8 protein-coding genes and 1 riboswitch are annotated in these 12,295 nt (G+C 58.3%); of the genes, 1 reads left to right on the top strand and 7 read right to left on the bottom strand.

Annotation, left to right across the window (positions count from 1 at the left end; genetic code table 11):
* Window positions 1–16: 16 nt before the first annotated feature.
* From rluA to polB, 3 genes are all read right to left on the bottom strand, one after another.
* Window positions 17–676: a bifunctional tRNA pseudouridine(32) synthase/23S rRNA pseudouridine(746) synthase RluA gene (gene rluA / locus HX773_RS05380; RefSeq protein ID WP_176970724.1), complete on the bottom strand. Its 660-nt coding sequence runs from the start codon at window positions 674–676 to the stop codon at window positions 17–19.
* Between the two features lie 19 nt (window positions 677–695).
* Window positions 696–3,602 carry an RNA polymerase-associated protein RapA gene (gene rapA, locus HX773_RS05375; protein ID WP_176970723.1) on the bottom strand — a complete coding sequence of 969 codons (2,907 nt, stop codon included), beginning with the start codon at window positions 3,600–3,602 and terminating at the stop codon, window positions 696–698.
* A gap of 152 nt (window positions 3,603–3,754) precedes the next feature.
* Window positions 3,755–6,115, bottom strand: coding sequence for a DNA polymerase II (gene polB / locus HX773_RS05370; protein WP_176970722.1), 2,361 nt, complete (start codon window positions 6,113–6,115; stop codon window positions 3,755–3,757).
* 164 nt (window positions 6,116–6,279) lie between these two features.
* Between polB and HX773_RS05365 the strand changes: the two genes are divergently transcribed.
* The gene (locus HX773_RS05365) at window positions 6,280–7,044 is read left to right on the top strand and encodes a DedA family protein (protein WP_176970721.1); all 765 of its coding nucleotides are present in this window, start codon (window positions 6,280–6,282) and stop codon (window positions 7,042–7,044) included.
* Here HX773_RS05365 and thiQ read toward each other — a convergent pair.
* From thiQ to sgrR, 4 genes are all read right to left on the bottom strand, one after another.
* On the bottom strand, window positions 7,041–7,742 hold the full coding sequence (thiQ, locus tag HX773_RS05360; protein ID WP_176970720.1) for a thiamine ABC transporter ATP-binding protein ThiQ: 702 nt from the start codon (window positions 7,740–7,742) through the stop codon (window positions 7,041–7,043). The genes HX773_RS05365 and thiQ overlap by 4 nt on opposite strands.
* Window positions 7,726–9,312, bottom strand: a complete 1,587-nt coding sequence (thiP, locus tag HX773_RS05355) for a thiamine/thiamine pyrophosphate ABC transporter permease ThiP (protein WP_176970719.1) — start codon at window positions 9,310–9,312, stop codon at window positions 7,726–7,728. The genes thiQ and thiP overlap by 17 nt, the downstream gene beginning before the upstream one ends.
* Window positions 9,312–10,298 carry a thiamine ABC transporter substrate binding subunit gene (thiB, locus tag HX773_RS05350; protein WP_176970718.1) on the bottom strand — a complete coding sequence of 329 codons (987 nt, stop codon included), beginning with the start codon at window positions 10,296–10,298 and terminating at the stop codon, window positions 9,312–9,314. Before thiB ends, thiP begins: the two co-directional genes overlap by 1 nt.
* Before the next feature lie 46 nt (window positions 10,299–10,344).
* A riboswitch (TPP riboswitch) is annotated at window positions 10,345–10,440 on the bottom strand.
* Window positions 10,441–10,475: 35 nt separating this feature from the next.
* Entirely contained in the window at window positions 10,476–12,137 is a 1,662-nt protein-coding gene (sgrR, locus tag HX773_RS05345; RefSeq protein ID WP_176970717.1) for an HTH-type transcriptional regulator SgrR, read from the bottom strand.
* Window positions 12,138–12,295 lie beyond the last annotated feature (158 nt).

Genomic DNA, 12,295 nt, shown 5'->3' with positions numbered 1-12,295 from the left:
GCAGCAAGCTGCTACACTAAAATTCCGCCGGCTGCCTGAACGTCATGCTATTGCCAAACGCCGGATGCGTAATCGTCAGTGACTCCGCATGCAACTGCAAACGCGGCGCCATCGCCAGCGCCTCTTCATGTGCATAAAAGCGGTCGCCAAGAATCGGATGCCCCAGCGCCAGCAGATGCACACGCAGCTGGTGTGAGCGTCCGGTAATTGGCTTAAGCTTGACGCGCGCACTGTTCGTGGCTTCATACTCCAGCACCTGATACTCGGTCTGCGCCGCTTTGCCGTTCTCGAAACACACCATCTGCTTAGGCCGATTCGGCCAGTCGCAAATCAGCGGCAGATCGATCAAACCCTCTTCTGCCGCCGGATGGCCCCACACGCGCGCCACATAGTATTTCGCAGGCTCACGCTCACGGAACTGGCGCTTGAGCTCACGCTCAGCCGCTTTATTCAGGGCCACGACGATCACGCCGCTGGTTGCCATATCAAGACGATGCACCGATTCCGCCTGCGGGAAATCACGCTGGATGCGCGTCATCACGCTATCCTTGTGCTCCTCGAGACGGCCCGGCACCGACAGCAACCCGCTCGGTTTATTCACCACCATAATGTGCTCGTCCTGATACAGAATATGCAGCCAGGGTTCGAGCGGCGGGTTGTAAGCTTCCATCAGCATGATGTCGCGATCCTGAACATTATTGGTGCGTGACGACGATCAGGCGCAGCGCATCAAGACGCCAGCCTGCATCGCCCAGGCTTTCCAATACCTGTTCGCGATTGCTTTCCAGCGCTTCAACCTCATCATCACGGATGTTGGGGTTAACCGCGCGCAGCGCTTCAAGACGTGACAGCTCTGCTCCGAGTTTCTCTTCGGCTTCCACTTTTGCTGCCGCGATAATCGCCTGCGCTTCCGGAACGATCGCTTTTTCGGCCTGGGTCAGAATCTCGTGCACGTCTTGCTGCACCGCATTGACCAGCTTGCTGCCAGTATGGCGATTCACTGCATTCAACTGACGGTTAAAGCTTTCGAACTCCACTTTGCCCGCCAGATTGTTCCCGGCACGATCCATCAGCAAACGCACCGGCGTTGGCGGCAGGAAGCGGGTGAGCTGCAGGCTTTTCGGTGCTTGCGCTTCAACCACATAGATCATCTCGACCAGCAGCGTACCGACCGGCAGCGCCTTGTTCTTCAGCAGCGACAGCGCACAGCTGCCGGTATCGCCCGAAAGGATCAGGTCGAGGCCGTTGAGGATCAGCGGATGCTCCCAGGTAATAAACTGGGTATCTTCGCGCGACAGCGCCTGGTTGCGGTTAAAGGTCACGGTGCAACCCTCTTCCGGCAGGCCAGGGAAATCAGGCACCAGCATGTGATCGGATGGCGTCAGCACAATCAGGCTATCGCTGCGGTCTTCCTGATTGATACCGACGATATCGAACAGGTTCAGCGCGAAGTTAACCAGATCGGTATCGTTATCCTGCTCGCCAATGGCATTTGCCAGCTCCTGAGCCGCTTCACCGCCGTTGGAGTTCAGTTCCAGCAAGCGATCGCGGCCCTGTTCCAGCTGTGATTTCAGCGCATCGTGCTGCTTACGGCTTGCGCTGATGAACTCATCGAGTCCCTGCGGATTTTCCGGCGCGGCAAGATATTCAATCAGCTGATTGTACTCGTTGTCATAAATGGCGCGGCCGGTTGGGCAGGTGTGTTCAAACGCATCTAACCCTTCGTGATACCAGCGCAGCAGCACCGCCTGCGCGGTTTTTTCCAGCCACGGCACCAGAATCTGGATGTCATGCATCTGGCCGATACGATCGAGACGACCGATACGCTGCTCGAGCAGATCCGGGTTGAACGGCAGATCGAACATCACCAAACGGCTGGCAAACTGGAAGTTACGGCCTTCAGAACCGATTTCAGAACACAGCAACACCTGCGCGCCATCCTCTTCGGAGGCGAAGAAGGCCGCTGCGCGGTCGCGTTCGATAATTGACAAGCCTTCGTGGAACACGGCGGCACGGATGCCTTCGCGCTCACGCAGCACTTGCTCCAGCTGCAGCGCGGTGGCCGCTTTGGCGCAGATCACCAACACTTTCTCTTTGCGGTTGCTGGTGAGGTAACCCATCAGCCACTCAACGCGTGGATCGAAGTTCCACCATGTGCCGCTATCGCCTTCAAATTCCTGATAAATCTGCTCGGGATACAGCATGTCACGCGCGCGCTCTTCTGCACTTTTGCGCGTGCCCATGATGCCGGAGACTTTAATCGCGGTTTGATACTGCGCGGGCAGCGGCAGACGAATCTGGTGCAGCTCGCGTTTCGGGAAGCCTTTCACGCCGTTACGGGTGTTACGGAACAGCACGCGGCTGGTGCCGTGGCGATCCATCAGCATCGAGACCAGCTCTTTACGCGCGTCTTCTTTGCCATCGCGATCGCTGTTCGCCACTTGCAGCAACGGCTCGATATCCTGTTCACCAATCAGATCGTTAATCAGGTTCATCTCATCTTTGCTGATGGCATGGTCGGCAAGCAGCGAGCTCACCGCATCGGCCACCGGACGATAATGCTGCTGCTCTTCGACAAACTGATCGAAATCGTGGAAACGATTCGGATCAAGCAGGCGCAGACGCGCAAAGTGGCTCTCTAAGCCCAGCTGTTCTGGCGTGGCAGTCAGCAGCAGTACGCCAGCGGTTTTCTCAGCCAGCTGCTCGATAACCTGATATTCGCGGCTCGGTGCGTCTTCGCTCCATGCCAGATGGTGCGCTTCATCGACCACCAGCAGATCCCACTCGGCATCGGCCAGCAGCTCAAGACGCTGCTTGTTACGGCGCACAAAATCGAGCGAACAGATAATCAGCTGCTCGGTTTCAAAGGCGTTGTCGCTGTCGTGCTGCGCTTCGGTGTAGCGATCGTCATCAAACAGCGCAAAGCGCAGGTTGAAGCGACGCAGCATTTCCACCAGCCACTGATGTTGCAGCGTTTCCGGCACCACAATCAGCACGCGCTCGGCACGACCGGCCAGCAGCTGTTGCTGGATGATCATCCCGGCTTCAATGGTTTTACCCAAGCCCACTTCATCCGCCAGCAGCACGCGTGGGGCGTGGCGACGGCCGACATCGTGGGCGATGTGCAGCTGATGCGGAATCAGGTTGGTGCGCATACCGCGCAGGCCGCTGATCGGCAGGCGGTATTGCTCGCTGTGGTATTTGCGCGCGCGGAAACGCAGCGCAAAGCGGTCCATGCGGTCGAGCTGACCGGCGAACAGGCGATCCTGCGGCTTGCTGAACACCAGTTTGCTGTCCAGCATCACTTCGCGCATGACGACGCCGGTTTCCTCGGTGTCGAGACGCGTGCCGATGTAAGTCATTAAATCGTTTTCGTTGCGGACTTCATCGACGGTCATCTGCCAGCCTTCGTAGCTGGTGATGGTGTCACCCGGATTGAAAATCACACGAGTAACCGGAGAATCATTTCGGGCATACAGGCGGTTTTCGCCGGTTGCCGGAAAAAGCATGGTGATCATGCGCGTATCGAGCGCGACCACCGTGCCCAATCCCAGTTCACTTTCCGTATCACTAATCCAGCGCTGACCCAGTGTAAAAACCATATATTTTTTGCTCGACTCTCTGACATGCCATAAAGAAGTTCACCTGTACTCAGGCAATACCCAACCGCCAAACGGGTGTTTGGTCAGATTGTGAGTGCGGTGAGAATCAGGAAGGGCGCTATGGTACTGGATGGCAAGGCATTCGTCACCTGTCAAAAAAGCCCCAGCTGCCCAGTAATGAGTGTAGCAAAGTCGTCACCGACGAACGGTAAAATGCCGTCAGCCACCGGTTGCAGCTGTTTGGTGACGTAATGATCGTAGTCGAGGGGCGTATTCCGCGCCTCAAGCGGTTCCGGCCCGGCCGTTGCCATCACATAGCGAATCGAGCCACCGTTTTGATACTGTAACGGGCGCTGCAGCTTGCGGTTGTGCTCATCGGCGAGACGCGCAGCGCGCACGTGTGGCGGCACATTGCGCTCGTAATCTTTTAGCGCGCGACGCAGGCGTTTTTTATACACCAACTTATCGTCGAGTTCACCGGCCAGCAGCTGCGCCACCGTTTCGCGAATGTAATCCTGCCACGGCTCGCCACGGAAAATGCGGCCATACAGATTTTGCTGGAACTGCTGCGCCAGCGGCGTCCAGTCGGTGCGTACCGATTCGAGGCCTTTAAACACCAGCCGCTCGCCACCGTCGCTGCGAATCATGCCGGCATAGCGCTTTTTGCTGCCCTGTTCGGCACCGCGAATGGTGGGCATCAGGAAACGGCTGAAATGGGTTTCATACTCTAGCTCCAGCGCGCTCTCCAGCCCATAAGTCGATTGCAGATGCTGCTGCCACCAGCCATTAACCTGTTCGGCGAGATGACGACCAATCGCCGTCGCCTCCGCTTCACTGCGCGCGCCTTTCAGCCACACGAAGGTGGAATCGGTATCGCCGTAAATCACATCAAAACCTTCCGCTTCAATCAGTTCGCGCGTTTGCTGCATGATGGCGTGGCCGCGCAGGGTGATGGATGACGCGAGGCGCGGATCGAAGAAGCGACAGGCGCTGGTACCCAGCACGCCATAAAAAGCATTCATGATGATTTTCAGCGCCTGCGACAGCGGTTTGTTGTTGTCGCGCTTGGCGGCTTCACGCCCTTGCCAAATCTGCTCGACAATCGCCGGTAAACAGTGGGTTTCGCGGGAAAAGCGCGCGTTGCGGAAGCCGGGCACGGAATCGGCGTCACCCGGATGCGCCAGGCCTTCTACCAGCCCAACCGGATCGATAAGGAAAGTGCGAATAATTGAGGGATAGAGGCTTTTGTAATCCAGCACCAGCACCGAATCGTACAGGCCGGGCCGCGAATCCATCACGTAGCCGCCGGGACTGGCTTCCGGCGCAACTTCGCCGAGATTAGGCGCCACGAAACCGGCGCGGTGCATGCGCGGGATATAGAGATGACCAAAGGCCGCCACTGAACCGCCGTGACGATCCACCGCTAAACCATTCACCGTGGCGCGTTCCAGCAGGAACGGCATGATGGCGGTGTGCTGGAAAATGCGCGTCACCAGCTCGCAATCCTTGAGATTATATTTCGCCAGCGCTGGCTTATCGTTGGCAAAGCGCCAGTTGATCTCCTCCATGCGATCCCACGGATTGTCGATGGCTTTGCCTTCGCCCAGCAGCTGGCGCGAGACCGCTTCAAGGCTGAAAGAGGGGAAATCCCAGAAGGCGGATTTGAGCGCGTCGATGCCATCGATAATCAAGCGGCCCGTCGCCTGCGCGAAGAACACGCCAGGTTTGAAGCCGTGCTCGCGCCACTCCAGCGCCTGCTTCTGACGCCCCAAACGCAGCGGAATGCCGTAGCGGTCGGCGTGTTTCTGCAGTACGCGCAGATCGAACTGCACCACGTTCCAGCCGATAATCACATCCGGTTCATGCCGCTCAAACCACGCGTTGAGCTGCTCGAGCAACTGCGGGCGGCTGTCTACATAGATCAGCTCAAAATCGAGCGTGCTGGCATCGCCGTTGGGCGGACCGAGCATGTACACCTGGCGCTGGCCACAGCCTTCCAGACCGATGCAGTAGAGCTCGCCGTGCTGGGTGGTTTCGATATCCAGCGATACCCATTTCAGCTGCGGACGGTAATCAGGATGCGGCTTCAGGCGCGCGTTAACTACGCTGTCACCACGCGTTTCACCGCTAAACCACACCGGTGCGGTAATAAAGCGCTCCATCAAATAGCGTTCGGGTGGACGAATATCCGCTTCATAGACCGGAATGCCGTTTTCACGCAGGCGCTTTTCCAGGTTTTGCAGCTGGCGATTGCTGCGGCAATAGAGGCCAAACACCGGGCGGCGGCGAAAATCCTTCAGCTCCAGCGTTTGCAGGCGCGTGTGGCGTTCATCGCGGATGAGCGCTTCGGTTGGCGCGCGAAACTCTTCGGGCACAAACGCCACGGATTCCTGGGCAGGCAGCACCAGCCGCTGCGGGCCGCTGTCGGTAGCCAGCCACAGCACCACTTCGCTGCCGGTCGGCGTATCTCGCCAATGTCGGGTAAGCAGAAAACCTGCGCGCGGATCGGTCACGTTAACTCCGGAGAATGAATTAATCGAAGTATAACATGGATGTTTATACAGTGTCCTGCAGGCGAAATTGTCACCACTTTGTCAACATCGTTCTACAATTCTTGCCTTGACGGCTACCTGCATGCTCTGGACAATCCAGCCTCTATATTCCGCAGAGGATATTTATGGAAGCCTGGATTCAACACCTGTTTTCGCAATCGCTGGAGTACGCGCTGATCGCCGTTGCGCTGGTGACCTTCCTTGAGTCGCTGGCATTCGTGGGATTGCTGTTGCCGGGCACGGTATTAATGGCCAGCCTTGGGGCGCTGGTCGGAAGCGGACAAATCGGTCTTTACCCTGCGTGGGCGGCCGGATTCGTTGGCTGTTTAATCGGCGATTGGGTCTCTTACGGCATCGGCTGGAAGTTTCAGGGACCGCTGCATCGCTGGAAATATCTGAAAAAGTATCAAGGCTTGCTGGATAAAACCGAGCATGCGCTGCATCAACACAGCATGTTCACCATTCTGGTGGGGCGCTTTGTTGGCCCAACGCGTCCGCTGATTCCGCTGGCGGCGGGTATGCTGGAGCTGCCGGTGCGTAAGTTCCTGCCACCGAATATCATCGGCTGCGTTCTGTGGCCGCCGGCCTATTTGATGCCGGGCATTTTGGCGGGCGTGGCGATTGACGTGCCGCAGGCAGCGCAAGGCGGCAGCTTTAAATGGCTGCTGTTGCTGGTGGCGCTGCTGGTGTGGATCGGTGGCTGGTTGCTGTGGCGCTGGTGGCGCAGCGGGAAAACCGTCGATTGGGCATCGAAATATCTGCCGACTGCGCGTCTGCGCTGGCTGGCACCGCTGATGGCGGCGATTGGCCTGGGCGCGTTTATCGCGATCCAGTTCCATCCGATGATGCCGATCTTCCGCCATCTGCTGTGGAAAGTCTTCTTCGCTTAACGCGCTGTCACGCCAAGGATGGCGGCCGCAGCACTTTCACCGCGCACCAAACTCTCTGTACTGCCATCCCAATAGATGCGCCCGTCGACGATCACCAAACTGCGCGGCGCAATCTGCTGAGCATCTTCCAGGCTGTGCGACACCATCAATAAGGTGATGTTGCGGCTTTCGCATACCGAACGTACCAGTTGCAGCATCTCGTTGCGCAGTGCCGGATCCAGCGCTGAGAAGGGTTCATCCAGCAGCAAAATCGGCTGATTGCGCAGCAGGCAACGCGCCAGTGCCACGCGCTGACGCTGGCCACCGGAAAGCTGACCAGGCAAACGCGTTAGCATCGCCTGCAGGCCGGTTTGCTCGGCGATATCCACCACTTGCTGCTGCTGTTCGCGCGTCAGCTTCAGGCCCGGATGTAAACCCAACGCCATGTTTTGCTGCACTGTGAGATGCGGAAAAAGATTGTTCTCCTGAAACAGCATGGAAACCGGCCGCGCCGACGGCACGCTGTGGGTATGATCAACGCCATTCATCACCAACTCGCCTTGATTGATCGGCAAAAAGCCGCCAATCAGACTCAGCAAGGTACTTTTCCCCGCGCCGCTCGGACCGAGGATCGCCAGACGTTCACCCGCCTGCGCTGCAAAACTGAAGCGCATCGGCAGATGCTGATAAAGGTAAGTGAGGTTATTCAGTGTCAGCATGGCGACCCGGTAATTTTTCCATCAGAGTAAAGAGTAGCAAGCAGAGCAGCAGCAGCAGCAGTGCGGTGACGGCACCGTCCGCACCGCGATAGGCGCCAATCTGCTGGAACAGATAGAAGGGCAGCGTGCGAAAATCGGCGCTGCCAAACAGCGCGACCACGCCGAAATCGCCAATCGACAGCACGCAGGCAAACGCCAGCGCCTGAGCAATCGGGCGTTTCAGCGCGCGCAGCTCAATCAGCCGCAAGCGGTTGAAACCGGAGATGCCGAGTGAAGTGCAAAGCTGGCTGTAACGAGCGCTGATATCGCGCATCGGATTCTCCAACACTTTCATCGCATAAGGAATGGCGATCAGGGCGTTAGTAAAGATCACCAAACCATCGGCGCGCTGCGGCAGACCGACGCTGGCGTTGAACAGCAGAAAGAAACCGCTCGCCAGCACAATGCCCGGCATCGCCAGAATCAGCATGCCGCTCATCTCCATCGCCTGCGCGGCGACTATGTTGTGGCGCTGCCGCAGTTCGCGGCTGCTCCACAACAGCATCATGGTCAGCACCACGCAGAGCACGCCGGCTCCCACGGCGATACGCAGCGAGGTAAAGGTGGCTTGCCACAGCGCCGCTTGTTGTAGCGCACCGGCGACGCCGCCGCGCAAACCATCGACGATAACCGCCGCCAATGGCGGTAACAGCAGCAGCAGCGCCAGGCCAATCAGCAACGTATCGCTGATGCGCGCCTGCCATGAATCCTGCGGATCGCGCCAGCCGCGAATGCTCTGGCTGCCGGTGGGAATGGCTTTGCTAAAGCGCTGGCTCAGCAGCACCAGCAGCAAACAGCAGCCGAGCTGTAACAGCGCCAGCAGCGCCGCGCGGCCGGGATCGTAATCGAAATTCAGCGCCTGGTAGATCGCCAGTTCCAGCGTGGTCGCCTGCGGCCCACCGCCCAGCGCCAGCACTGTGGCGAAGCTGGCGAAACAGAGCATAAAGATCAGCGCCGCCGTCGGCAGAATCTGACGGCGCAGCCACGGCCACTCCAGCAAACGAAACAGATTCCAGCCGCGCAGGCCGAGCTGGGCGGCAACTTGCCGCTGCTCGCCGGGAATGCTCTCCAGCGCCTGTAACAGCAGGCGCGTCGCCAGCGGCAGGTTAAAGAAGACGTGCGCCAGCAGAATGCCCTGCAGGCCATACGGCGAAAAGTGGTAGTCAAAGCCAATGGCTGCGCACAGTTGCGCCAGCCAGCCGCTGCGACCGTACACGCTGAGCAAGCCAAACACCGCCACCAGCACCGGCAGCACCAGCGTCATGGCGCACAGGCGCAGCAGCAGATTGCGTCCCGGAAAACGGCGGCGATAGAGCGCGCGCGCCAGCAGGATCGCGGGCAACACCGACAGCAGCGCCGACAGCAGCGCCTGCTCAAACGAGAACAGCAGCACATGATGCAGATAGCTGTCGTCGAGTAGCGCGCGCCAGTCGGTGGCCGGAGCGACCATCACCAATGCGCCAAACGCCAGCAGCGCCACCGCGCACAGCAACAGCGCGATGGCGCTACCGGGAATCAACCAGCCGGGCATTAACGGCTAACGGCGCTTTGCCATGCGCTGATCCACGCGGCGCGATGGTCGGCAACTTCGGCTGGCGTGAATTGCAACGCCTTCGCGGGCACCTGCAGCGTTTGATAACCGGCTGGCAGATCGCTTTTGATCACCGGATACATCCAGTTGCCGGTGGGAATGGTCTGCTGGAAGGCCGGAGAAACCATAAACTGCATGAACTGCTGCGCCAGCTTGGGCTGCTTGCTGCTGGCGAGTTGCGCGGCGACTTCCACCTGTAAATAGTGGCCTTCGCTGAATTCGGCCGCGGCATAGTTCTCTTTCTTCTCTTCGATAATGTGATAAGCCGGAGATGTGGTGTAGCTCAACACCAGATCGCCTTCGCCCTTCAGGAACAAGCCGTAAGCTTCGCTCCAGCCTTTGGTGACGGTAACGGTTTTTTGCGCCAGCTTCTGCCACGCGTCAGGCGCGTTATCGCCATAGACTTTTTGCATCCACAGCAGCAGGCCAAGGCCCGGCGTGCTGGTGCGCGGATCTTCATAAATCACGCGCCATTTTTCCGGGCTTTCAACCAGCTCTTTCAGGCTTTTCGGCGGGTTCTTCAGCTTGTTTTTATCGTAGACGAAGGCGAAGTAGCCATAATCGAACGGGATAAAGGTTTGATTGTTCCAGCCATCCGGCAGTTTTAAGCCGCTGGTATCGACGCTGCTTTTGGCAAACAGGCCGGTTTTCTCCGCCGCCTGCACCAGATTGTTATCCAGCCCGAGCACCACATCGGCTTTGCTGTTTTTGCCTTCCATGCGCACGCGATTGAGCAGCGATACGCCATCTTCCAGCGCCACATACTTCAGTTCGCAGTCGCACTGCGCTTCAAAGGCTTTTTTGACCGCCGGGCCTGGGCCCCAATCGGCAGAGAACGAATCGTAGGTGTAAACGGTCAGAACCGGTTTGGCAGCGAAAGCCGGGGCCGCAACCAGCAGCAACACAGGCAGAACTTTGTTTAACACTTTGCGCTCCTTGAGGAGAAGAGATGTTGAGTCGCAAAGGATCTGAGGAGTGAGGCATCTCAAATCCCTACGCCGGTATTAGCCGGATCAGGTTCGACGGGTTTCTCTCAGCCCTGATATCAAGGCACCCCGTTGAGAACGGCTCATTCTAGACATTTATATGACAGCGCGAAAGGATCACAGCTCCGGTGGTGCAAACCAGGCTGATTTGAAATCAAACCAGCCGAGCGTATTCAGTCGCACGCCGCGCATACTGCGTTGTCCTTCCAGCAGCAGCCAGTGATGGAACAGCGGATGCAGATAGTCGCGGTCGATCAGCTGTTTACTCCATTCCGCCAGCGGTAACGCTTTCTGCCGCCAGCGCGCGGCATCGGCTTGCCAGTCAATCGGGATGCAGTGATGCATCAACGGCAACTCGAACAGTTGCGCGAACAGCGCGTACTCCAGCGGCAGGGTAAAGTTGACGCTGCCGAGCCAGATATCACTTTCACCTTCGCCCTCGAACCACTCTTCGTAGCTCACGACGCGAGTAATTAGCTCAACACCTTGCTGCGCCAGCAGCGGTCGCAGCGCGTTGGCGATACCTTCATGCTCAACGTGATGGCTGTACCAGCTCAGCGTCAGCTGGGTTAAGCCTGCCGGTTTGTCGGCGGAGGTGAGATCGCGGCGATGGTGCCAGCGCGGCAGCAAGCCATAAGCCGGGAACCAGTAACGCTGATAGCCGACGCCAGCATGATTCAGTAAGGCGATGGGATTAAACAGATAGCTTACCCAGCGGCGAAAATGCGCATCGCGGCCCAATGCAGAGCGCTGATCGTAAAGCAGGAAGTAGCAGCCTTCTTCCAGACGACTCTCTTCCGATTTTTCATCGGCGGTTTCGCCCTGCAACTTGACTCCGGCATACACCAGCTCGTCGCTGATCTCCGGCAGCACCCAAATCGACACATCGTCAATCAGCGCGCGATAGCCAAAGTAATCATCGAAGGCGGCGATTTTCAGCTGCGTTTGCTGATTGCGCACCACGCTATACGGGCCGGTACCAAGCGGCTGGCGGGCAAACTGGCGCAGCGTTGGCCATTCACGCGGCAGGATCATCGCGCTGACGCTGGCCAGCAGCCACGGCAACCAATCGTCCGGCTGGCTCAGATGAATATCCAGCGTCCAGGGCGCGGGCGAATCCAGTTTACTGATGTGGGAAAACAGCGGCTGGCTGCGCACGCGCTCCAGCGAAGCAATCACATCCGCCATTTCCAGTTCACGACCATGATGAAAACGAATCGCCGGGCGCAGGAAGAAACGCCACTGCAGCGGCGAGGTTTGCTGCCAGTGATGGGCGATATCGGGTTCGATTTCCCCCTTTTCCTCATTTATGCGCATCAGGCCGTTGAAAATTTGTCGCGCCAGATGGGTTTCCGAGCGGCGCAGCGGCGAACCGGGCAGCAGATTGGGCAGCGGGCGATAATAGAGCACGCGCAGGATGTGTTTACCCTGGCGGAAGCTGCGGCCTAAATGCGCCGCGATCATCTGGCGCACCTGATTTTTATCGCCAACCAGCTGCACCAACTGTTCGATGCGATCTTGTTCCAGCAGATCCTCGGCGCGCTGCTGCTGGAGCGCCAGCCCGGTATAGCAGAAACTCAGCATCGAGCGCTTACCGCGTCCCGCTTCTGCCTGCCAAATCAGCCAGCCTTCGCTCTGCATGGCGTTGAGCAGGTTACGCATATGGCGACGCGAGCAGTGCAGCAGATCGGCCAGCTCGCTGAGCGTGGTTTCCTGATCCTGCCCCTGACAGCTTTGCCATAAGCGGATGAATTGCTGCTGCAGACGTGAAGAGGACATAAAAGGGGAACTCCTTGTCAGAATCGCTCAGTTTTTCCTGCCTCATATTAGAGGCATACTGCCCGGCAATGGAAGAGCGGGAGGCATTCAGCAATGAATGGCGCTCTGCCAGCGGTTCCGCCGACGTGGAACCTCTTTCTGAGTAGGGTGCATTTTCA

It is taken from the genome of Pantoea sp. B9002 (assembly GCF_013385945.1).
Lineage (GTDB): Bacteria > Pseudomonadota > Gammaproteobacteria > Enterobacterales > Enterobacteriaceae > Pantoea.
The sequence above is the reverse complement of the archived record's forward strand: the minus strand, read 5'-3'. Positions and strand labels throughout refer to the sequence as shown.